This window comes from Nocardia sp. NPDC006982, from assembly GCF_042869435.1.
Taxonomy (GTDB): Bacteria; Actinomycetota; Actinomycetes; order Mycobacteriales; family Mycobacteriaceae; genus Nocardia.
Window position 1 is genome coordinate 624,013 of sequence record NZ_JBIAFV010000005.1, and the last position, 20,425, is coordinate 644,437.

Below are 20,425 nucleotides of genomic sequence, written 5' to 3' on the forward strand. Positions count from 1 at the left end.
GGGGAATCCCATGCTATCTCGCTGTAACACAATCATTTTCGTCGGAATTCTCAGCTCCGCGCTCGGCACCGCGCCGGCCGGGGCTACGGCCGGTGCACAACCGGAGTTCATCGCCGCCAAGTCTTGTGGTTTCGAATTCACCTACAGTCGGCCATCGGTGTACCCGCCGAAGATCGAGGGAAACGGCGTCGCCCAGTGCGACGGGCCGCCCGAAGAGCACATCTTGACCTTGGCACTGGAACACCTCCAGGGCGGCAGGTGGGTGAACGCCGCCTACATCACCGATGCCGCGATCCCGCCGGGGCCGCCGAATTCCAGGTCGTACGAGGTGAGCGCAGCCTGTTACGCGGGAAAATGGCGTGTCAGTATGAGCGTGACGGGCCGTATCCAAGGAAACCCGTTCGTGTTCAGCGACCACTCGGGAACGCGTGACGTACCGAGCAGCCAATGCCCGAGCCGATGAGAGGAAATCTCTGGTGCCGAACCTTGACGTGAGCAAGTCCCGGGAATTGCGGGACAAGATCCAACCGATCTACGAGGAAACAGCAGCCTTGCTCGGTGCCGAGCATCCGGCGGCGGTGTCCCTACAACAGGCGGCAACCGAACTCACCGCCGCCGCGCCCGGCCCTCGACGCTATGGCGACTATGAACCGGAACACCCAATTGCATAAGAACGACAGAACACGATCGAGCGCGCCGCGGCGCGCTCGATCGTCTGCGTTAACGAGTCTGCTGCGGCCGAGTGGGGGCCGGGGGGTTCGGATTTTCTGACGGGCATTCAGACGGCGATACATGTACACACAGGCGGCAGACGGCAGACTGCTTGATGTGGCAGGCAAATTCAGTGCTGGGATTCTGTTGTTCCGCCAGGGCTCCGGCGATGTCGAGGTGCTGATCGGGCATATGGGTGGGCCGTTCTGGGCGCGTAAAGATGCGGGGGCCTGGTCGATTCCGAAGGGTGAGTACGAACCGGAATACGAGAGCGCCGAGGTGGCCGCGGCGCGTGAGTTTCTCGAGGAACTCGGGTTGCCGGTGCCCGAGGGCGAGCGGGTGCCGTTGGGCGAGGTTCGCTACGGCAGTGGCAAATCCGCCAAGAACCTCACCGTCTGGGCTGTCGAGGGCGATCTGAACCCAGCCGCCGTTGTCCCTGGCACCTTCGAGATGGAATGGCCGCCCAAATCCGGCCGCCTCGCCACCTTCCCGGAAATCGACCGCGCCGAGTGGTTCGACCTCGCGACCGCGCACGACAAACTGGGTGCGGGCCAGCGGCCTTACCTCGAGCGACTGGCCGAACACCTCGCCTGACCGCTCCGGCCCAGCGAACACCCGACCTCAACCGAGCACCCGCACCCACTAGGCACCGGACACCCAGTACAGCAACCGGGCTCCCACCCACCCCGCACCGCACACCCCGAGAAGCAAACGGGTACCCGCACAGAGGGATACCCGATTCTCGAGACGAAGTGCCCGGTAGCTAGCGAGCCGCCCAGATGGTCAGCGCGGCGCGCTACTCCAGGTCTGCCCGGTAATCAGCTCGTATGCCTCCATGTACTTCTGCCGAGTGGCATCGACGATCTCGGCGGGGATCTCCGGGCCCGGGTACTCCTTGTTCCAGCCCGTGGAGGTGGACCAGTCGCGGACGAACTGTTTGTCGAAGGAGCGCTGGGGGCGGCCGGGTTCCCATTCGGTGCCCGGCCAGAAGCGGGAGGAGTCGGAGGTCAGTACTTCGTCGCCGAGGGTGAGAATGTCACCGTCCCAACCGAATTCGACCTTGGTGTCGGCGACTATGACGCCGCGCACGGCGGCGTGCGCCGCACCGCGGGTGTAGATCCGGAGCGTCAGGTCGCGCAATTGCTCGGCGACCTCGCGGCCCTCCTGATTCACCACATCCGCGAAGGTGATGGGCTCGTCGTGGCCCTCGGAGGCCTTACTGGTCGGGGTGAAGATCGGCTCGGGCAGTATGTCGCCATCGCGCAGACCGCGCGGCAGCGCGACGCCGGAAACGGTCCCGGTGCGCTGGTATTCCTTCAGCCCCGACCCGGTCAGATAGCCACGCGCGATGCATTCGACCTGCACCATCTTCAGCGGCTTGACCCGGATGCCGCGACCGGCGAATTCCGCGGGCACATCGGTCGCGGAGACCACATGGTTGGGCACGTCGGTGAAGAATTCGAACCACCAGTTGGACAGCTGGGTCAGCAGCGCTCCCTTTTCCGGGATCGGCGTCGGCAGCACCACGTCGTAGACCGAAACCCGGTCCGACGCCACCAGCAGCAGGGTATCGCCGTCCTCGTAGAGGTCGCGCACCTTTCCGGCGTGGATGTGCTTCACGTCGCAGCTCCGATCCTGGTCGCTAGGGTTCAGGGGAAAAAGTCCCGCGCGGGCAACCTTACCGAGGTGGCATTGTGGTGAGTGCTGTGCCCGCCGGGGGGCCGCCCGTGCATGTTCTTCGAACCACGAAGGAGTCCAATGTCCGCACCGAACCTGACTCGCGACCAGGCGATCGAACGCGCCTCGACAGTGCAGGTCGAGAACTATCGCATCGAGCTCGACCTGACCGACGGGACGGGGCAGCCGGGCGAGCAGACCTTCTTCTCCCGCAGCACGGTCACGTTCACCGCGACCGCGGGTGCGAGCACATTCATCGATATCGTCGCCCGCGGGGTCCGCTCCGCCGTGCTCAACGGCACGCCGATCGACGTCACCGACTACGACGAAGCCAAGGGCATCACCCTCGACGGTCTGGCCGAGCGCAACGAACTCGTCGTCGAGGCCGACTGCGAATACTCCAATACCGGTGAGGGCCTGCACCGCTTCGTCGACCCCACCGATGACGCGGTCTACCTGTATTCGCAGTTCGAAACCGCCGATGCCAAGCGCATGTTCGCCTGCTTCGATCAGCCGGATCTCAAGGCGAGCTTCGATATCAGCGTCACCGCCGCACCGAGCTGGAAGGTCATCTCCAACGCCGCCGCGGTCGATACGCTCATCGCCGATCCCGGCAAGCACCTGTTTCGCACCACCCCGCGGATGAGCACCTATCTGGTCGCGCTCATCGCGGGCCCGTACGCGGAATGGACCGACGCCTACACCGACGATCACGGCACCATCCCGCTCGGCATCTACTGCCGCTCCTCACTCGCCGAACATATGGACGCCGAGCGCCTCTTCACCGAGACCAAGCAGGGATTCGGCTTCTACCACAACAACTTCGGTGTGCCGTACGCCTTCGGAAAGTACGACCAGCTGTTCGTCCCTGAGTTCAATGCGGGCGCGATGGAGAACGCCGGTGCCGTTACGTTCCTGGAGGATTACGTCTTCCGGTCCAAGGTGACCCGGGCCTCCTACGAGCGCCGCGCCGAGACCGTGCTGCACGAGATGGCGCATATGTGGTTCGGCGATCTGGTCACCATGAAGTGGTGGGACGATCTGTGGTTGAACGAGTCGTTCGCGACCTTCGCCTCCGTGCTATGCCAGTCCGAGGCGACCGAATACACAAGTGCCTGGACCACTTTCGCCAATGTGGAGAAGTCCTGGGCCTACCGCCAGGACCAGCTGCCCTCCACTCACCCCATTGCCGCGGACATTCCGGACCTGCATGCGGTGGAGGTCAACTTCGACGGAATCACCTATGCCAAGGGCGCTTCCGTGCTCAAGCAGCTCGTCGCGTATGTCGGTCTGGAGCCGTTCCTCTCGGGTCTGCGCGCCTACTTCACCGAACATGCCTACGGCAATGCCACTTTCGACGATCTGCTGTCGGCGCTGGAGCAGTCATCGGGCCGTGACCTGTCCGGGTGGGGCGCGCAGTGGCTCAAGACCACCGGCTTGAATATCCTTCGGCCGGACTTCGAGGTCGACGCCGAGGGCAAGTTCACCTCGTTCGCCGTGGTGCAGGAGGGTGCGGCACCCGGTGCGGGCGAACGTCGCGTCCACCGCCTTGCCGTCGGCGTCTACGACGACCAGGACGGAAAGCTGGTGCGCACCAAGCGCGTCGAGCTCGATCTCGATGCCGCCGAGCGCACCGACGTCCCCGAGTTGGTCGGCCTGCCACGCGGCAAGTTCGTGCTGGTCAACGATGACGACCTCACCTACTGCTCGGTGCGCCTTGATGCCGATTCGCTCGACGTGCTGGTCAACCGCATCGCCGATATCGCCGAACCGCTCCCCCGCACGCTGGCCTGGTCGGCCGCCTGGGAGATGACCAGGCAGGCCGAATTCCGGGCCCGCGATTTCGTCGCCTTGGTCCAGCGCGGCATCGGCGCCGAATCCGAAATCGGTGTGGTGCAACGACTCCTGATGCAGGCCAACACCGCGATCGGCAGCTACGCGGATCCGGAATGGGCCGCCACCACCGGCTGGCCCGAATACGCCAACCGGCTGCTGGAGCTCGCTCGCGAGGCCGAGGCGGGTTCGGACCACCAACTCGCCTTCGTCAACGCACTCACCGGCGCCAAGCTGTCGGACTGGCACACCGAGGTGCTGGGTGAACTGCTCGACGGCGATCCGGCGAAGGTCGGCCTCCCGGGTCTGATCGTCGACACCGATCTGCGCTGGCGGCTGGTCACCGCACTCGCCGCCGCCGGTGAGATCGACGCCGAAGGGCTCGCCACCCCCACGATCGATACGGAGCTGTCCAACGATCCGACCGCGGCGGGTAAGCGCCACGCCGCGGCCGCGGCGACGGCCCGCCCGATCGCCGAGGTGAAGGAACTGGCCTGGACGACAGTGATGTCCGACGATTCGGTCCCGAATATCACCGCCCGCTCGATCGTCGGCGGCTTCGCGCCCAACGGCCAGGGTGAGCTGCTGACGCCGTACGTGGAGCGCTATTTCGCCGAGGTCCCCGGCGTCTGGGAGCGCCGCTCCAGCGAGGTCGCGCAGACCGTGGTCATCGGGCTCTATCCCGCCTGGGCGATCAGCGAGGAAGCCGTCGCGACGGCGGACAAGTTCCTCGCCGACGACCATCCGCCTGCGCTGCGCCGCCTGGTGATCGAGGGCAAGGCGGGCATCGAACGCTCATTGCGGGCCCGCGCCTTCGACGCCCAGGACTGAAAACACCCAGCTGAAACACAAACGGCGCGTTCACCTCAACCGAGGTGAACGCGCCGGATGTGGAACGATCAGCGACCGATGGCGGCGGCCATCACGCGAACCGCGGAGACCAGGCCGTCGATGAGCTGGCCCTGCCGGAACGAGCTCAGTGCGGCGGTGACGCCGAGCTGGCAGACGCGGTCGTTGGCGCGATCGGCGACCTCGTGGCCGGAGCGCACCTCGATGGCCTTGTCATTGGGCGAAACCGCGATGAGCACCGAACGCGCGGCCTCGGGGGTCGCGGGGAAGACCGCGTCCGCGCCGGCGGCCGGATCCGCACCGAGATCACCGATGTAGATGTTGAAGCGCACCTTGGTCGCGCGTGTCGCCTCGGTGAGCACGTTGTCCATGGTGAGCCGCTCTTCATCGCTGAACGGGGCTTCCTTGAACACCGCGCCGGCCTCGTGCACACCCGAGACGCGGCCGCTGCTGGTGACCACCGAACCGTGCGGCAGTTCGGATTCGACTACCGCGGGCCAATTAGAACTTGCCACTTGCCCGGCCTCCGATCAGCTCCACGTCGGTGGATTCGATTGCCGCATGGTGCGCATGCGACGACTCAGCATGGTGACCCGATCCGGTCACCTCGTCGGTAGCACTCCACAGCACGGGAGGCTGGGTCCACTTCTGACCGAGATCGAAGTGGACCGGCTTCTCGCCGGGCAGTGGCTTGCCGAGAAACGACAATCCGGCGATCGCGCCGTAGATCACCAGCGGGATGCCGAGGAAGATCAGCACTGTCTCGAGAATGCTCATGACTGCGCCTCGCTGACGCTCGGCTCCGTCATGCGCATCGCGCGCTGGCACATGGTTCGCTCGCTTCGCTCACTCACAGGAATAAAGGTAGACGATCCCCTGTAGTAGTTCGCGCTCTGGTCGAACTCGTGTTGTCCGGTCATACCAGCCAGGCGGCGGCATTCGCGGGCAACTGTCCGTTCACCGGTGGGGCGCTGACGAGCAGTACATCGCCCGGCGGCAGGGAGATCGGCACCGGGGATGCGTTCAGCACGCAGACCAGTCCACCCGGTCGCCGGAAGGCCAGGCAACCCGACGGACTGCCGTACCACTCGATCCGCGGACCCGCGAATTCCGGTCGGACACCGCGTAATTCGATCGCCAAGCGGTACAGCGACAGCGTGGAGTCAAGCGCCTCCAACTGCGCCTCGACCGACGACGACGCCCATTCCGGCGGTATCGGCAGCCAGGAGTGCTCGCCCGTGGTGAAGCCGAACGGCGGCGTGGCGCCCTCCCACGGAATCGGCACCCGGCAGCCGTCGCGTCCGCGCTCGGTATGTCCGGAGCGTTCCCAGACCGGATCCTGCAGCACCGCCTCGGGCAGATCGTCCACATTCGGCAGTCCGAGTTCGGCACCGTTGTAGATGAAGACAGCACCGGGCAGCGCCAACTCCACCATGATCATCGCGCGCGCCCGCGCCACCCCGACCGGACCGCCGCCGTAGCGGGTGACCTCGCGCTCGATGTCGTGGTTGGACAGGGTCCAGGTCGGCGAGGCGCCCACCGGCGCGACGGCCGCGAGTGAATTGTCGATGGCGGCCCGCACCGGATCGGCGGCGAATTCGGTCTCGGCGAGACGGAAATTGAAGGCCAGATGCAGTTCGTCCGGTCGGACGTACTCGCCGAATCGGGTGTTGTCGTCGACCCATACCTCGCCGATCGAGACCGCGTTCGGATACTCGTCGAGCACCTTGCGGATGCGGCGGTGGATCTCGTGCACATTGGGATTGTTGAAGCGCGGGTCGCTGTCGTCGTGCACGAGCATCTTGGTATCGACGCGCACCATGTCGGGCAGTCCGTCCGGTTTGGCCATGCCGTGCGCGACATCGAGGCGGAAGCCGTCGACGCCGCGGTCGAGCCAGAATCGCAGCGTCTGCTCGAAATCGGCGGCGACCTCGGGATTCTGCCAGTTCAGATCGGGTTGCTCACGCGCGAAGATGTGCAGGTACCACTGGCCGGGGGTGCCGTCTGCCTCGGTGATCCGGGTCCAGGCGGGTCCGCCGAAGATGCTCGGCCAGTTGTTCGGCGGCGTGGCGCCGTCGGGTCCGCGGCCGTCCCGGAAGATATAGCGCTCGCGTTCATGGCTGCCGGGTGCGGCGGCCAGAGCCGCGGCGAACCACGGATGCTGATCACTGGTGTGGTTCGGCACCAGGTCCATGGTGACCTTGAGATTGCGGTCGTGCGCCTCGGCGATCAACTCGTCCATCGCCGCCATACCGCCGAACAGCGCGTCGATATCGCGCGGATCGGCGACGTCGTAGCCGCCGTCGGCCATCGGCGATCGCATCACCGGACAGATCCAGAGCGCGTCCACCCCGAGCAGTTCGAGGTAGCCGAGCTTCTCGCGAACTCCACCGAGATCGCCGATCCCGTCACCGTCGGAGTCCGCGAAGGATCTCGGATAGACCTGGTAGAACACGGCCGACCGCCACCAAGGTTGAGCGGTGCGATCCACCGACGCCGGCACGGCAGGTGTATCAGTCACATCCGCAATAGTGCCAAAGATTTTCGGTAAACTCGCCCAGGCTCAACTGTGTTCTGCGACATCCGGCAAATTTCCAGCGTTGCATCACCCCAGCCGAAACCCTGGCGCTGACCCGGGAAGTCGACGAAATGATCTCACCAAGCCGCATTCATCAGCGAATTTGCCGCCATCTCCAAATAGTCGAGCAATGCTTTGCGATGTTCGTCGTCCAGAATTTCCGGTTCGATTTCCGCCACGCCGATGCGCATGCAGCGCAGCCACGCGTCGCGCTCCACCGGCCCGATTTTGAACGGCATATGCCGCATCCGCAGCCGCGGGTGCCCACGTTCGTCGGAATAGGTGCGCGGCCCGCCCCAGTACTGCTCCAGGAACATGCGCAGGCGCCGCTCGGCCGGCCCGAGGTCTTGCTCCGGATACAGCGGGCGCAGCACCTCATCGGCCGCCACCTCGCGATAGAACGCCGCGACGATCCGCTGGAACGTTTCCGCACCACCGATCGCCTCGTAGAACGACGTGGCTGTCTGCTCGCCGGAACTCATCAGGTCCTCTCGATCGGGACAATGTGCCGCCGTCCATTGTGCCCGCGTTACGAACGGGCGGCCCTTCAACCACAGTTCATCCGACATTGTGCGAAATCACCGTGCAATAGCAGGCGTTCCATGGTCAACTGGGTGGCAGTCTCTGCCGAGATACCACATGATCTTGATTACGAAGAAACCGGGGTCACCATGAAGCAGCGGCACGGCCGATCACATGAGGCCAGGACGCACCGACAACTCCAGCCCGCCGACGTCCACAATCGTGGGTCGGGGGCTACTCCGCTGCACATCTTGTCCGACCACCATCCGGGTGCCCATCGCACCGGTGAGCCTGCTCACCACTTTCCACACCTCACGCCCGTCCAGAATGAGGCCGCCAGCTGGTTGAAGCGCCGGGTGCTGCTTCTGAATGCCACCTACGAGCCGCTCACCGCACTGTCCGCGCGCCGCGCCGTCGTACTTCTCATCTGCGATAAAGCCGACACCGTCCACCACGACCCCGAGGGTTCGGTGGTGCATTCCGCCGAATCCGCCGTCACGATTCCCTCCGTCATCCGGCTGCGCAGCTATGTGCACGTGCCCTATCGCGCGCGCGTCCCGATGACCCGTGCCGCCCTCATGCACCGCGACCGCTACCGCTGCGGCTATTGCGGTGGGAAGGCGGAGACCATCGACCACGTCATCCCGCGCAGCCGCGGCGGCGAACATTCCTGGGAGAACTGCGTCGCCAGCTGCGCGCCGTGCAACCACCGCAAGGCCGACAAGCTGCTCAGCGAGCTGGGGTGGACGTTGCGTTCGCCGCTGGTTTCGCCGAAGGGGCCGCATTGGCGGCTGTTGTCCACGACCGCCGATCTGGATCCGGTGTGGTTGCAGTATCTGGGCGAGGGCGCTGCCTGAAGCTCGCAGGCACAGGTGATCGCGCATGATCTCGGCGGACGGCGCAGCATCTGACGCTCACGGGCGGGCACGCCCCGACGGACTCGCGCATCGGCTTGGGCGGGATGCAGCGTGGTCCGAAGTCGTCGGAGGGTCACGTGTATTCGACGACCAGCGTTGCCCAAGTGTCGGGTTCGAGGGCCTCGAAAACGTGCGGTGCGTCGCCCGGATAGGCGATGTAGTCGCCGGGCGTTAGCTCGACGGGTGCGTCGATCGGGCCGACGAGCGCGCGTCCACTGGCGAGGAGCACGTGCTCGACCACGCCCGGGATATGCGGCTCCGATTTGCGCGCATGCCCGGGTTCGGACGTGATGCGGAACAGATCGCGGCGGGAGTTGGCCGGACCGGCCGCCAGCAGCGTTGCGCGGTACTCGGACTCGGCGGCGGCGACCACCGGCCCCTCCCCCGCGCGGATGACGTGAACAGTGGGCCGCGGCGGGTCGAGGAGCCGCGAGAAGGGCATATCCAGAGCGACGCACAGCGCCCACAAGGTCTCCAGGCTCGGATTGCCGGTGCCGGATTCCAGTTGAGACAGTGTGGATTTCGCCACACCCGCGCGGTTGGCGACCTCGGTGAGCGATAGCCCGGCGCGGGTGCGTTCGCGGCGCAGGGCAGCGGCGATCACTGCCTGTGGCGTCGTCGGACGCTGCTCCATTTCCGCTCCTGTCAAGTAACCGACCGCCCAACAGAGAACCATATTGACGAATCGTCCCGCCATGTTCATCATAAGCTACATGCGTTCGATATGGCGAACACTCGATCGGGACACAATCTCCGGCATCGCGGCGGTACTGCTCGCGGTCGGGCTGATCGGTGTTTCCTACGGTGCGACCGCTGTCACCTCCGGATTTCCGCTCTGGGTACCGATCGTGCTCGGGGTCGTGGTGCTCGCGGGCGGTGCGGAGTTCCTGTTCATCGGGATCATGGCCGCCGGTGGCAGCCCGATCGCGGCCGTACTGGCCGGACTGCTGGTCAATGCCCGGCATCTGCCGTACGGGCTGTCGGTGCCCGACGTGGTCGGCACCGGATGGCGGCGGCGCATCGGGGTGCATGTAATGAACGACGAATCCGTCGCGCTGGCACTGGCCCAGCCCGATGTGGCACGACGGCGGGCCGCGTATTGGTTGAGCGGGTTGGGCGTGCTCATCGCGTGGCCTGGTGGTGCGGCGATCGGTGCGCTGATCGGGACGGTGGTGCCCGATACCGGTGCGATCGGGTTGGACGCGGTGTTCCCTGCGGTGCTGTTGTCGCTGATCATGCCCGCACTCCGGGCACGCGGCACATTGCGCGCCGCACTGATCGGTGCCAGTGCCGCCGTGGCGAGCGCACCGTTCCTGCCCGCGGGAATGCCTGTGCTGGTCGCGCTTTCGGGGCTGTTCTTCGCTATCTCGAAGCACGGCGACGAGCCGGGCGTGGCGCAGGTATGAGCACACCGGTCTTGCTGGCGGCCATGGGCGCTTTGTCCGCCGGAACCTACGCCTTCCGTTCGTCGGGTCCGGCTCTGCGCAATCGCATCCGCTTCCCGGAGCGGGCGACGAAGCTCCTGGAGATCGGTGCGGTCGTGCTGTTGGCCGCAATGGTCGCCATCACCACCCTGCCCACCGGCTCCGGCCATCTCGGATTCGCCCTCCCCGCAGGCGTTCTCGTCGGCGGGCTCCTAGCCTGGCGCAACCAGCCGATGCTTGTGGTGATCCTGGCCGCCGCAGCCACTACCGCCGCCCTGCGCCTGTTCGGCGTTTCCTGACTCGGGGAGGTTGAAGACGAGTGCGGCGAGATCCGGCGCTGAGCTGGTCGAGCATCTGACCGACCAGCGGCTGTGGCGCTTCGACACCCGCGCCGACTACGGGCCGCTCATGGGAACAGCGGACCGCTCGAGCGGCCCGGTCAGCATTCGCGGCAGCAGCTGCGCGGGAGCCTAGCTGGGAGTGAGCGGGATGCCGCCACCGCGGCGGCGGGCTACCGAGCCGTAGCGCGCATCGAGACGCAACCAAGTTCTGGTGGCCCGCACGCGGACGATCTCGGCGGGCGGGATGCGGCGAGGGTCGGCCTTATCACCGGAGTGCGGAATGAAATCCATTGCGGTGAGGGCGAATACGACGCGCATCGGCACCTGCACCCGAGCTTCGGCCGCCGATACGGTGAGCACCGTCTGGTCCAGCAGGGAGGCGGGTGGGCCGTGACTGCTGCCGTGCTCCTTGGCCAGCGCCGCCCCCTGTTCGGCGAGTTCGACGAGGGTGCGCGCGGGCACATCGTCGACATGTTCGAAGCCGACATCCGGCGGCAGCGCACCGCGCCAGGCCGAATCCATCGAGTAGCCGAGATCGATCGGACTGCCGGACGGCAAACCGGCCAGCACCAGATCGGCGCCGACGGTGACATCGTCGACACTGAGCTCGGCGACCACGGTGCGTACCGCGAGCGCCTCGAAACCCGTTGCCACCCATGCGGATACGTGCCGTTCCCCGCGACGGCGCATACGCACCACCGCCGCGGGGTCCAAGCGCGTCGCCCGGGTCAGAAACGTCGCCAGGTTCTCACGCTCGGCCGGATCGGAAACATCGAGCACCCGCTGCCCCGACATCAGCACGCCACCATCTTTGCGCCGCAACTGGATTCAGCAATCACCACACGACCATTCCACCACTGCCTGCGATCGAGCCCATGACGCCCGCCGGCACTGCCACCGACTCTCGCCGAGTCGATTCGCGCTGCGGTCAGCCTTTCCACTCGGAGAGGTAATCACGTTCGCTATCGGTGAGCCGACGCAGGCGCTGCGTACGCATATCGAAGGCCGCGATCTGAGTGGAGGCGATCACCGCGGCCGGCGAGTCCGGGGCCGCGCCATTGGCCCGGACCTCGTAACCGATGGTGAAGTCGACCGCACGCAGCTGCTCGATCCACATGGCGATATCGAGCGGGGTGTCCTCGTGGCGCAGCTGGCCGCGGTAGCGGACCCGAAGGTCCGCCAGCACGCAGCCCTCGCGCAACGGCGCGGTCGGGCGGCCGTCCTCGAACAGCCACGGAATCCGCGCCTCCTCCAGCAGTGTCACCATGCGGGCATGGTTGACGTGCTGGAACACGTCCATGTCCGACCACCTGACGTCTACCTTGGCGTGGAAGCGCTTGGGCAGCAGCAGGCTGCCACCGAGCGCGCTCCCACTACCGTTGAGCGAACTGGTCAACGCGGTACCTCCGATTGAGCGCCCACCCCGCTCACCATGCTTCGCACTTGCCGCGCTGCAACCGACAACGTGGCGAGATCGTGGGTTCCGGACTCGAACAACTCCGACAGCGCTGCCCGAGCGCGCCCGAGCCGGGACTGGTTTTTCGACTCCCAGTATGCAATCTTCTCGTCCGCTGTCTCCTCCGGGTCACCCCCGGAGAGCACGTCGAGGGTCAGCGAGCGCAGGGATCCGTACATATCGTCGCGCAGTGCGAGCCGCGCCAGCGCATGCCAGCGATCGCCGCGTTCCAGGTGGCTGACCGCCTGCAAGAGCCAATCGATCTTGAGGTGGTCGTTGAGCGCGTAGTACAGCGAGCCGACCTCCTCGCCGCTGCGATCGGTGATATCTGCGATATCCAACACATCGAGCAGCGGGAACAGATTCAGCAGCCCGAAGACCTCGGTGGCGAGGTCGGTCGGCGCGCCGCGGGCGATCACTTCGGCGGACTGATCGGTCAGTGTCGAGACGTGATGTCCGCGCAGCCAGCCGGGCACCTTCGGGGCGAGTTCCCGCACGCCCCGGCTGTACCGATTGATCTCCGCGCCGACGGCGATCGGCTGCGGACGGTTGCTCAGCAACCAACGCGAGGCGCGGTCCAACGTCCGCTTGGTTTCCAGCTCGAGTTCGTCGCGCACCGACACAGCGGCATCGGTGGCCCGGATCCGCGCCCACATATCGTGCAGATCGAAGATCTCGCTGGCCGCCGCGAATGCGCGCACGGCATCGGACGAGCTGGCGCCGATCTCCTCGTTCAGCCGATGGGCGTAGGTAATGCCGCTGTAGTCGACCATCTCGTTCACCACTACCGTGGTGGTGATCTCGCGACGCAGTCGGTGCCGCTTGATGGCGGTGCCGAAACGCTCGCGCAGCGGTGTCGGGAAGTACTCCGGCAGCCGGGTGGCGAAGTACGCGATATCCGGCAGATCGGTCTCGAGCAGGTCGGCCTTGAGCGAAAGCTTCACGTGCGCCATGAGATTGGACAATTCCGGCGACGCCAGACCCGTGCCCTCTTCGAGCCTGCGCTTGATCTCCGCCTCCGAGGGCAGCGCCTCCAGCTCGCGATCCACCCCGCGACGCCCCTCCAGATCTTCGATGAGCCGCTGGTGCACATTCAGCATCCGGGGCGCCTCGGCCCGCGAAATGCCCATCAGGAAGTTCTGGGAGACGTTGTCCTGCAACACCATCCGGGCGACCTCATCGGTCATCGAGGCGAGCAGCGGATTGCGTTCGGCCTCGGGCAGTGCCCCCGCGCTGACCACGCCGTCGAGCAGCACCTTGATATTGACCTCGTGGTCGGAGCAGTCGACACCGGCGGAGTTGTCCAGTGCGTCGGTGTTCATCTTGCCGCCGTTGCGGCAGAACTCGATTCGGCCGAGCGCGGTAGCACCCAGATTGCCGCCCTCGCCGATCACCTTGACCCGCAGCTGATTTCCATTTACCCGCACCGTGTCATTGGACTTGTCGCCGACCTCGGCATTGGTCTCGGTACTCGCCTTGATGTAGGTGCCGATGCCGCCGTTCCACAGCAGCTGCACCGGCGCGAGCAGAATCGCCCGCACCAACTCCGGCGGTGACAGCGCGACCACATCATCGGCCAGCCCCAATGCCTTTCGCGCTTGCGGGCTGATCGGCACCGACTTCACGGTGCGATCCCAGACGCCACCGCCGGTACTGATCAGCGAGGTGTCGTAATCGGCCCACGACGAGCGCGGCAGTGCGAACATGCGCTGCCGCTCCCGGAACGAGGTAGCCGCATCCGGGTTCGGGTCCAGGAAGATGTGCCGGTGGTCGAAGGCCGCGACCAAGCGGATGTGCTCGGACAGCAGCATGCCGTTGCCGAAGACATCGCCGCTCATATCGCCGACCCCGACCACGGTGAAATCGGTTGTCTGCGTGTCGATATCCATCTCCTGGAAGTGGCGCTTCACGCTCTCCCAGGCGCCCTTGGCGGTAATGCCCATCGCCTTGTGGTCGTAACCCGCAGAACCACCGGAGGCGAATGCGTCACCGAGCCAGAAGCCGTAGCGCTGGGCCACATCGTTGGCGATATCGGAGAAGGTCGCCGTGCCCTTATCGGCGGCCACCACCAGGTAGGTGTCATCGCCGTCGCGGCGGATCACCCGCTCGGGCGGCAGTACCGCACCGGTCGCGCGGTCGACATTGTCGGTGACATCGAGCAGACCGGAGATGAAGGTCCGATAGCATTCGACCCCTTCCGCGCCGAGCGCCTGCCGATCCGCGGTCGGATCACCGGTGGCGGCGGGCGGCTGCTTCACCACGAATCCGCCCTTGGCACCGACCGGCACGATCACCGCGTTCTTCACCGCCTGCGCCTTCACCAGGCCCAGGATCTCGGTGCGGAAATCCTCCAGACGGTCCGACCAGCGCAACCCGCCACGCGCCACCGGACCGAAGCGCAGATGCACGCCCTCCACCCGAGGTGAGTACACGAAGATCTCGAATTGCGGCCGCGGCTTGGGCAATTCGGCGATCTCGCGCGGTTCCACCTTCACCGAGATGTATCCGCGCGAATTGCCCTTGGCATCGGTTACGTAGTAGTTCGTCCGCAGCGTCGCCTTGACCAGCGACAGGATCGCACGCAGGATCCGGTCGGCGTCCAAGCTGACGACCTCATCGATGCGGCCACGGACCCGGGTTTCCAATTCGGCGGCGTGCTCGGCCGATTCGGTATCCGGATCGAACCGCGCCGCGAACAGATCGACGAACAGCCGCGCGATATCCGGGTAGGCGAGCAGCACGCGGGTGATATTCGCCTGGCTGTACGGGAAGTCGGCCTGCTGCAGGTACTTCGCGTACATCCGCAAGATCGATACTGTCCGCCATGTCAGCCGGGCGCGCAGCACGAGTTCATTGAGCCCGTCGGCTTCGCCACGCCCGAACCAAACCGCTTCGAAGGCCTCGGTGAAACGGTCGTGCAGCCCACGCTCCTCCGATTCCAGTGCATCGGCTCTCGCCGAAGACTCCAGCAGCTCGGCGTCCAGATCCCGGTCCAGCGAACTGCGCAGCAGTTCCGGGCGAGCCAGCAAGCCGAAGTCGTAGATCCAGCGTTCCCCGCCGTCATCGCCGAGCACCGGATCCAAGAGAATCTGATACGGCCGCTCGTCGACCACCTCGACACCGAGGCTCTGCAGCACCGGCAACACCTGGCTCAACGAGATGCCGCTGCCGCCGATGTAGAGCGTGAACCGCCAGGAACCCGGCACCGAATCTGCGCGGCGATACAGGTATTGGTCGATGGAACCCGAAGCGAGCCGCTCCAGCCGGACCACATCGGCCAGTGCGCGCTGCGCGGCGAAATCCTGTTTGTACGCCTCCGGAAATGCCTCGGCGTAGCGCTGCACCACCCCGGGATCCAGCACGGTCGAGGTGCTCACCGCATCGTTGAGGCGGTCGTCCCAGGTGTTCGTCGCCTCGGCGAGCAGGTTCTGGATGCGCAGCCGATTGGCCTCGGAGGTGTCGGCCTGGGCCATCGATTCGCGCGGCACCCCGAGCTCGGACTCCGGCATGCGCACCGTGAAATACACACTGGCCAGCTCACTTTCGCTGACCCGCGCGGAGTAGTCGATGGAGACACCGCCCAGTTCGCGCACCAGGATTTCCTGCATCTCCAAGCGCACCCGCGTGGTGTAGCGATCCCGAGGCAGATAAACCAGGCAGGCGACGAACCGGCCGTAGCCGTCCGAGCGCAGGAACAGCCGAACCTGTCGGCGCAGACCGACATTCAGCACCGCGGTCGCGGTGCGACGCATGGTATCGACATCGGAGGAGAACAATTCGGTGCGCGGGAACGACTGGATGACCTCGAGCATGGCCTGTCCGGAGAACGAATCCAGATCGAAGCCGCTCTCCTCGATCACCGAACGCACCCGGCGCGCGATCACCGGGATATCCAGGACGTTCTCATGCACCGCGGTCACCGTGAAGACACCGATGAACAGATGCTCGCCGACGATCGTGCCGGACTCGTCGAAGTCGGCGACGCCGATGAAGTACGGGTACACCGAGCGGTGCACGGTGGCGGGCACCAGGCCCTGGGTGAGCATGAGCAGCTGGCGGTCGCCGGCGTTGATCGGCACATGGAAGTCGGTGCCGACATCCGGGCGCAGCACGCCGAGGCAGGTGCCGGGCAGCGGGTTCGAGATCGTCTGTTCCTGATCGGTGCTGAGCCGGTAGCGGGCATAGCCGAGCACGGTGAAATTGCCACTGGCCAACCAGCGCAACAGATTCGCGGTATCGACGAGATCGGTGGCGGAGAACGGCGCGTGGCCGGATTTCGCCGCCACCTCCAGTTCATCGGCCAGGTTGCTCTGCACCTGTTTGATGGCCTCGGTGTCACCGATGACCTGACGCACATCCGCGACGACGTCCGGTATGGACTGCTCGATCCGGCCCAGCAAGGCCGGACTGGTCGACGGGTGCAGTTGCAGGTGCATCCACGATTCGCGCACGCCGTCGGTGCCGTTGCTGTCGACCTCGTGCGGTGCGGCGCTGGTCAGCCGGCCGTCCGGATCGCGCGTCACCTCGAAGATCGGGTGGATCACCTCGCTCACGCTGACGCCCATCCGGCTCAGCGACGAGGTGATCGACTCCACTAGCAGCGACATATCGTCGGTGACCAATTGCACCGCGGCGCCCAGGCCGGAGCCGTCGTCGGGGTGGTAGACCCGCACCAGTGCCCGCCCGACGGGGCGAGTCATCGCGAGTTCCATATGCCGCCGGAAGATCTGAGTGATCCCGGTGATCGCACAGTCCACATCGCCCGCGTCGACGTGGCGGAAATACGCCTCCTCGAGGGTTGCGAGTTCGCCGCGCAGCGACTGCGGCAAACTCGCGGCCCACGCCGCGCTGGACAATTCGGACGAGACCGTCATTTTTTCGCCAACTCCTCGGATTCGGTTCCGCAACAAAGTGACGCCGGTCCGAGAGTAGCTGTGCCGTGCTGACGCGTGGGTGAATTCCCTTCTAAATGCAGGGTGTTCACCGATACCGCAGCGTTCGCCGCTTGATTGCCGAGGTCATGGTCCCGGCACAGCTCCCGATCGGACCGGCAACGTCAGGTAGACGCAATCGCGGTGGTAGCGACCCAATGCCCGGACTGCGCCTGCACATGCACGTTCCCCACCATAGTCAGATCTTTGGAAGGGCGTGTGTCGACCGTATTTCCTTCGGTGGAGACACCGTGCGGCGCGTGTTGGCCGCAATTCCTTCGACAGAATGACCGCTCGACATCGTCATGCACAGATTTGATTCCTCGTCCGCCTCGAGGCGGGGGATTCGGTACTACGTGTGCGGAGTTCTTGTCCCGCGGGGATGTGTGTCCACAGTTCTCACACAGGTGCGGTCGAACAGCAGGAGACGGTGCTCGGCTCTCGCGTCGCGGTTCTGGTCGAAATCCCGTCTCACGCGCTTGGCCCACTTCCAGGCGGCGTCCTGGCGCTATCGGCTGGGTTTCCGCCCGAAGACGTTGCGGGACAAGGTTTTTGATGTCGCTCAACGCTTTCGCACGAGACTTACCGAAGTCCCGGATGATCTGTTGCCGCGGAACCGACGCCCCGCCCCGGAGCCAGTCGAGTTCGGCCCGCCAGCCGGTAGGTTTCCTATCGAGCCCAGCGGGCGAAACCGGAGGCATCTGCCGCTTTGCCCGGTCGAAACATGGTTGTTTCGACTCACCACATTGCGGGATGCGGAGGAGGGCGGCCTCGAGAGCCTCGCGAGGACGAGCGTCGGGCCGCCGCAAAGCCGATCCGGCGGGGCAGTGCACACAGCAACCGCCCCGCCGGACGCCGGACTCAGTCGCGGGTGAGCTTGCGGTGCGTCACCCGGTGGGGGCGGGCCGCCTCCGGGCCGAGGCGCTCGATCTTGTTGGCCTCGTATGCCTCGAAGTTGCCCTCGAACCAGAACCACTTGGCCTCGTTGTCGGTGTCACCCTCCCACGCCAGGATGTGGGTGCAGGTGCGGTCGAGGAACCAGCGGTCGTGAGAGATGACCACGGCGCAGCCCGGGAACTGTTCGAGTGCGTTCTCCAGTGAACCCAGCGTTTCCACGTCGAGGTCGTTGGTCGGCTCGTCGAGCAGGATCAGGTTGCCGCCCTGCTTGAGGGTGAGCGCCAGGTTCAGGCGGTTGCGCTCACCACCGGAGAGCACCCCGGCCGGCTTCTGCTGATCCGGACCCTTGAAGCCGAACGCGCTGACGTAGGCGCGCGAGGGCATCTCCTGGTTGCCGACCTCGATGAAGTCCAACCCGTCGGAAACGACCTGCCAGACGTTCTTCTTCGGATCGATGCCAGCGCGGTTCTGGTCGACGTAGCTCAGCTTGACGGTCTCGCCGACCTTCACCTCACCGCTGTCGGGCGACTCGAGCCCGACGATCGTCTTGAACAGCGTGGTCTTACCGACACCGTTCGGGCCGATGACACCGACAATGCCGTTGCGCGGCAAGGTGAACGACAGATCCTTGATGAGCTGACGATCGCCGAAGCCCTTGTCCAGATGCGCGACCTCGACGACCACACTGCCCAGGCGCGGACCCGCCGGGATCTGGATCTCCTCGAAGTCCAACTTCCTGTGCTTCTCGGCCTCGGCAGCCATCTCCTCGTACCGGCCGAGGCGGGCCTTGTTCTTGGCCTGGCGGGCCTTGGCGCCGGAACGCACCCAGGCCAGCTCCTCCTTGAGCCGCTTCTGCAGCTTCTGATCCTTCTTGCCCTGAACCTCGAGACGCTGGGCCTTCTTCTCCAGGTAGGTGGAGTAGTTGCCCTCGTAGGGGTAGGCGCGGCCGCGGTCGAGTTCGAGGATCCACTCGGCGACATTGTCGAGGAAGTACCGGTCGTGTGTGACGGCGAGGACGGCGCCCTGGTAGGAGGCCAGGTGCTGCTCGAGCCACAGCACGCTCTCGGCGTCGAGGTGGTTGGTCGGTTCGTCGAGCAGCAGCAGGTCGGGCTTGCTGAGCAGCAGCTTGCACAGGGCGACGCGGCGGCGCTCACCACCGGAGAGGTTGGTGACCGGCTCGTCCGGCGGCGGGCAGCGCAGCGCGTCCATGGCCTGCTCGAGCTGGGAGTCGACATCCCAGGCATCGGCGTGATCGAGGTACTCCTGCAGCTTGCCCATTTCGTCCATGAGCTCATCGGAGTAGTCGGTGGCCATGAGTTCGGCGATCTCGTTGAAGCGATCCAGCTTCACCTTGACCTCGCCGAGGCCCTCCTCGACATTGCCGCGGACCGTCTTCTCCTCGTTCAGCGGCGGCTCCTGCTGCAGGATGCCCACCGTGGCACCCGGCGAAAGGAAGGCGTCTCCGTTGTTCGGCTGGTCCAGTCCGGCCATGATCTTCAGCACGCTGGATTTACCCGCGCCATTGGGGCCGACGACGCCGATCTTCGCGCCGGGAAGGAAGTTCAAGGTGACATCGTCGAGCACGACCTTGTCGCCGTGCGCCTTGCGAACCTTCTTCATTTGGTAGATGAACTCAGCCATACAGAGAAGCCTATCGGTGTGGGTATGGATGGAATGCAGCAGAGCCACCACTGTCGCCGGGGGTATCCGGCCTGCGGTCAAGCGTCGGCGGGCTCGGTATCCGCGAGCCGGGGCGGTGCGGAAGTCAGGGACGTCGCGTCCTCCCCCGGTCCCTCCCCATCGACGCGTGCACGGTCATCAGCGCTGGATCGGTCACAACTATTCCGTGCCAGGGTACTGGGTCCCGACGCCGCGCCCGAAACCGCGCGCCGAACCACGTGTGCGGTGCAGCGCGACAGGTCCGGCCCGATCGAGGTGGCGCGCATCTCGACATCGCGCCGCTCCACACCATCCCTGGCCCGGAACTCGTGGGTACGCAGCTGACCGTAGGCGATGACCGGATCGCCGCGCCGCAACGAGGCGTCGACACCGACCACCAGACGACGCCAGCAGCTGACGGTGAGGTAGAGGGTCCCGCTGTCGACCCATTCACCCGTCTCCGGATTGAACCGCCGGGAATTACTCGCCATCCGGAAGCTCACCACCTGCTCGCCATTGGTCAGATCGCGCTTGACCGGATGGGTCACCACGGTCCCGATCACGGTAACCATCGATTCGTACATCATTCCGCCCCTTTACATTTCGATCCGTCCGGCTCCCGGGTCCCTC

General features: G+C 65.6%; 18 protein-coding genes. 7 read left to right on the top strand and 11 right to left on the bottom strand.

What is annotated here, in order from left to right; translation table 11 throughout:
* Window positions 1-10 precede the first annotated feature (10 nt).
* From ACFYOW_RS23615 to ACFYOW_RS23625, 3 genes are all read left to right on the top strand, one after another.
* Window positions 11-463 carry a hypothetical protein gene (locus ACFYOW_RS23615; protein ID WP_387291187.1) on the top strand — a complete coding sequence of 151 codons (453 nt, stop codon included), beginning with the start codon at window positions 11-13 and terminating at the stop codon, window positions 461-463.
* Window positions 464-476: 13 nt separating this feature from the next.
* Window positions 477-671, top strand: coding sequence for a hypothetical protein (locus ACFYOW_RS23620; protein WP_387291189.1), 195 nt, complete (start codon window positions 477-479; stop codon window positions 669-671).
* Between the two features lie 121 nt (window positions 672-792).
* A complete protein-coding gene (locus ACFYOW_RS23625) occupies window positions 793-1,305 on the top strand; it encodes an NUDIX domain-containing protein (RefSeq protein ID WP_387291191.1) in 513 nt (170 codons plus the stop codon).
* Window positions 1,306-1,494: 189 nt separating this feature from the next.
* Here the strand turns inward: ACFYOW_RS23625 and ACFYOW_RS23630 are convergent, their stop codons facing one another.
* The gene (locus tag ACFYOW_RS23630; RefSeq protein ID WP_387291194.1) at window positions 1,495-2,331 is read right to left on the bottom strand and encodes a phosphoribosylaminoimidazolesuccinocarboxamide synthase; all 837 of its coding nucleotides are present in this window, start codon (window positions 2,329-2,331) and stop codon (window positions 1,495-1,497) included.
* Between the two features lie 138 nt (window positions 2,332-2,469).
* Here ACFYOW_RS23630 and pepN point away from each other — a divergent pair, with 138 nt between their 5' ends.
* Complete coding sequence (gene pepN, locus ACFYOW_RS23635) at window positions 2,470-5,052, top strand: aminopeptidase N (RefSeq protein WP_387291196.1); 2,583 nt, start codon at window positions 2,470-2,472, stop codon at window positions 5,050-5,052.
* 68 nt (window positions 5,053-5,120) lie between these two features.
* Here pepN and ACFYOW_RS23640 read toward each other — a convergent pair whose 3' ends face one another.
* From ACFYOW_RS23640 to ACFYOW_RS23655, 4 genes are all read right to left on the bottom strand, one after another.
* Window positions 5,121-5,585, bottom strand: a complete 465-nt coding sequence (locus ACFYOW_RS23640) for a DUF5130 domain-containing protein (protein ID WP_387291198.1) — start codon at window positions 5,583-5,585, stop codon at window positions 5,121-5,123.
* Complete coding sequence (locus tag ACFYOW_RS23645) at window positions 5,572-5,847, bottom strand: hypothetical protein (RefSeq protein ID WP_387291200.1); 276 nt, start codon at window positions 5,845-5,847, stop codon at window positions 5,572-5,574. The genes ACFYOW_RS23640 and ACFYOW_RS23645 overlap by 14 nt, the downstream gene beginning before the upstream one ends.
* 139 nt (window positions 5,848-5,986) lie before the next feature.
* Complete coding sequence (locus ACFYOW_RS23650; protein WP_387291202.1) at window positions 5,987-7,591, bottom strand: glycoside hydrolase family 13 protein; 1,605 nt, start codon at window positions 7,589-7,591, stop codon at window positions 5,987-5,989.
* Between the two features lie 134 nt (window positions 7,592-7,725).
* A complete protein-coding gene (locus tag ACFYOW_RS23655) occupies window positions 7,726-8,130 on the bottom strand; it encodes a globin (protein WP_327101990.1) in 405 nt (134 codons plus the stop codon).
* 189 nt (window positions 8,131-8,319) lie between these two features.
* On the opposite strand from ACFYOW_RS23655, the gene ACFYOW_RS23660 reads away from it, so the two are divergent.
* A complete protein-coding gene (locus tag ACFYOW_RS23660; protein ID WP_387291434.1) occupies window positions 8,320-9,027 on the top strand; it encodes an HNH endonuclease in 708 nt (235 codons plus the stop codon).
* A gap of 133 nt (window positions 9,028-9,160) precedes the next feature.
* Here ACFYOW_RS23660 and ACFYOW_RS23665 read toward each other — a convergent pair whose 3' ends face one another.
* Window positions 9,161-9,721 (bottom strand): helix-turn-helix domain-containing protein, encoded by a 561-nt coding sequence (locus tag ACFYOW_RS23665; RefSeq protein ID WP_387291204.1) that lies wholly within the window; start codon window positions 9,719-9,721, stop codon window positions 9,161-9,163.
* Window positions 9,722-9,800: 79 nt separating this feature from the next.
* Between ACFYOW_RS23665 and ACFYOW_RS23670 the strand changes: the two genes are divergently transcribed.
* Together ACFYOW_RS23670 and ACFYOW_RS23675 are read left to right on the top strand one after the other, a co-directional pair.
* Window positions 9,801-10,493 (top strand): AzlC family ABC transporter permease, encoded by a 693-nt coding sequence (locus ACFYOW_RS23670; RefSeq protein ID WP_387291206.1) that lies wholly within the window; start codon window positions 9,801-9,803, stop codon window positions 10,491-10,493.
* Window positions 10,490-10,810, top strand: a complete 321-nt coding sequence (locus tag ACFYOW_RS23675) for an AzlD domain-containing protein (protein ID WP_387291209.1) — start codon at window positions 10,490-10,492, stop codon at window positions 10,808-10,810. The genes ACFYOW_RS23670 and ACFYOW_RS23675 overlap by 4 nt, the downstream gene beginning before the upstream one ends.
* 171 nt (window positions 10,811-10,981) lie before the next feature.
* On the opposite strand, the gene ACFYOW_RS23680 is transcribed toward ACFYOW_RS23675, so the two are convergent.
* From ACFYOW_RS23680 to ACFYOW_RS23700, 5 genes are all read right to left on the bottom strand, one after another.
* Window positions 10,982-11,647 (bottom strand): hypothetical protein, encoded by a 666-nt coding sequence (locus tag ACFYOW_RS23680; protein WP_387291211.1) that lies wholly within the window; start codon window positions 11,645-11,647, stop codon window positions 10,982-10,984.
* A 133-nt stretch (window positions 11,648-11,780) separates the two neighbouring features.
* Window positions 11,781-12,152, bottom strand: a complete 372-nt coding sequence (locus ACFYOW_RS23685) for an acyl-CoA thioesterase (RefSeq protein WP_387291436.1) — start codon at window positions 12,150-12,152, stop codon at window positions 11,781-11,783.
* 92 nt (window positions 12,153-12,244) lie between these two features.
* Window positions 12,245-17,182 carry an NAD-glutamate dehydrogenase gene (locus ACFYOW_RS23690; protein WP_387291213.1) on the bottom strand — a complete coding sequence of 1,646 codons (4,938 nt, stop codon included), beginning with the start codon at window positions 17,180-17,182 and terminating at the stop codon, window positions 12,245-12,247.
* Window positions 17,183-18,100: 918 nt separating this feature from the next.
* Window positions 18,101-19,777 carry an energy-dependent translational throttle protein EttA gene (gene ettA, locus ACFYOW_RS23695; RefSeq protein WP_387291215.1) on the bottom strand — a complete coding sequence of 559 codons (1,677 nt, stop codon included), beginning with the start codon at window positions 19,775-19,777 and terminating at the stop codon, window positions 18,101-18,103.
* Between the two features lie 77 nt (window positions 19,778-19,854).
* On the bottom strand, window positions 19,855-20,382 hold the full coding sequence (locus ACFYOW_RS23700; RefSeq protein ID WP_387291217.1) for a single-stranded DNA-binding protein: 528 nt from the start codon (window positions 20,380-20,382) through the stop codon (window positions 19,855-19,857).
* Window positions 20,383-20,425 lie beyond the last annotated feature (43 nt).

Excerpts from the sequence above, each read along its gene's own strand:
- ACFYOW_RS23615 (WP_387291187.1), top strand. The coding sequence starts at position 11 with ATGCTATCTCGCTGTAACACAATCATTTTCGTCGGAATTCTCAGCTCC.
- ACFYOW_RS23625 (WP_387291191.1), top strand. The coding sequence starts at position 793 with ATGTACACACAGGCGGCAGACGGCAGACTGCTTGATGTGGCAGGCAAA.
- pepN (WP_387291196.1), top strand. The coding sequence starts at position 2,470 with ATGTCCGCACCGAACCTGACTCGCGACCAGGCGATCGAACGCGCCTCG.
- ACFYOW_RS23645 (WP_387291200.1), bottom strand. The coding sequence starts at position 5,847 with ATGAGCATTCTCGAGACAGTGCTGATCTTCCTCGGCATCCCGCTGGTG.
- ACFYOW_RS23655 (WP_327101990.1), bottom strand. The coding sequence starts at position 8,130 with ATGAGTTCCGGCGAGCAGACAGCCACGTCGTTCTACGAGGCGATCGGT.
- ACFYOW_RS23660 (WP_387291434.1), top strand. The coding sequence starts at position 8,320 with ATGAAGCAGCGGCACGGCCGATCACATGAGGCCAGGACGCACCGACAA.
- ACFYOW_RS23665 (WP_387291204.1), bottom strand. The coding sequence starts at position 9,721 with ATGGAGCAGCGTCCGACGACGCCACAGGCAGTGATCGCCGCTGCCCTG.
- ACFYOW_RS23670 (WP_387291206.1), top strand. The coding sequence starts at position 9,801 with ATGCGTTCGATATGGCGAACACTCGATCGGGACACAATCTCCGGCATC.
- ACFYOW_RS23675 (WP_387291209.1), top strand. The coding sequence starts at position 10,490 with ATGAGCACACCGGTCTTGCTGGCGGCCATGGGCGCTTTGTCCGCCGGA.
- ACFYOW_RS23680 (WP_387291211.1), bottom strand. The coding sequence starts at position 11,647 with ATGTCGGGGCAGCGGGTGCTCGATGTTTCCGATCCGGCCGAGCGTGAG.
- ACFYOW_RS23685 (WP_387291436.1), bottom strand. The coding sequence starts at position 12,152 with ATGGACGTGTTCCAGCACGTCAACCATGCCCGCATGGTGACACTGCTG.
- ACFYOW_RS23690 (WP_387291213.1), bottom strand. The coding sequence starts at position 17,182 with ATGACGGTCTCGTCCGAATTGTCCAGCGCGGCGTGGGCCGCGAGTTTG.
- ettA (WP_387291215.1), bottom strand. The coding sequence starts at position 19,777 with ATGGCTGAGTTCATCTACCAAATGAAGAAGGTTCGCAAGGCGCACGGC.
- ACFYOW_RS23700 (WP_387291217.1), bottom strand. The coding sequence starts at position 20,382 with ATGATGTACGAATCGATGGTTACCGTGATCGGGACCGTGGTGACCCAT.